Below are 1,052 nucleotides of genomic sequence, written 5' to 3'. Positions count from 1 at the left end.
CTAAAAATGGGGTTGGTCGCATTGTCGGCATCTGCTTGTGTTTCGTAATGCGTTAAAGTAATGCCTGTTTGACCGTTTAGGATCTCATCATTAGCTACTTCTAATGTAAAGCTTTCTTTCTCATCTCCTGGGTTATTCACATCACATAACTCTATTGGTGCTGGTGTGATTAACACTGGTAATGGGTTTACGATTAATTCTAGGCTTGTGATTTTGTAACAGCCTTCTATGGTTGTATTGTCTTCTACGCGTACCCAAATGATTTGGTTAAAATCATCTGTGTTGGTATAAGCTAATGGATTATTTATTGCGTTATTACCAGCCATAGCACTAGCCTCATTCTCGTAATAACTAACAATGTATTGTGTTGGGTCTTGACCGTTTAATATTTCGTTTGCCTTTGTAGTTAAATCAAAGCTTGCAAAACCATCAGCTGAGATATCATCACACACCTCTAACGGTGTTGGTGCCACTAACTGTGGTGTTGGCTCTACGATTAACTCTAATTCAACAATTGTTGCACAGTCGGTTGCTATCGTTGGACTTTCTATTCGAGCGTAAAGCGTTTGGGCATTTTGAACAATATTGAAATAGTCTACTGTGGTATCTATGGCGTTTGCTCCGGTATTGGCATTAGTTTCGGTTTCGTGATAGGTAACTTCTAAGCCCGTGGCTCCTCCGGTAATTTCAGCATCTGCATCGGTGAGTGTAAACACCCCTGTACCGTCATTATCTGGATCACAGTATATAAGCGGTTGTGGTGTAAAGGCTATTGGTGCTTGTTGTACTATGAGTTCTAAACTTGTAGTATCATAACAGCCTGTGGTAGTGTTTTCTACTCGCGCATAGATAACTTGACCATTAGTTGTATTGGTGTACAACGTTGGTAGTGGACTTGCTCCTGTTTCTGCATCTCCTGAGTTTTCATGGTAGCTTACGGAATAGGCTGGATTGCTCCCTGTGATCTCACTATTCTTAAGGCTTAAATCCATTTCTGTTATACCGTCTGGTGTGCCATCGTCACAGACTTCTAATGCTGTTGGTGCGATTAC

At 41.1% G+C, this 1,052-nt stretch carries 1 pseudogene; it reads right to left on the bottom strand.

The features are described from left to right. Nucleotides 1–1,052: pseudogene (locus ITJ86_RS17160) on the bottom strand (hypothetical protein); the annotation flags it as partial.

Origin of the sequence: Winogradskyella marina, assembly GCF_015645385.1 — a bacterium.
GTDB classification, from domain to species: Bacteria; Bacteroidota; Bacteroidia; order Flavobacteriales; family Flavobacteriaceae; genus Winogradskyella; species Winogradskyella marina.
This window is presented reverse-complemented; position numbering and strand designations above follow the sequence as displayed.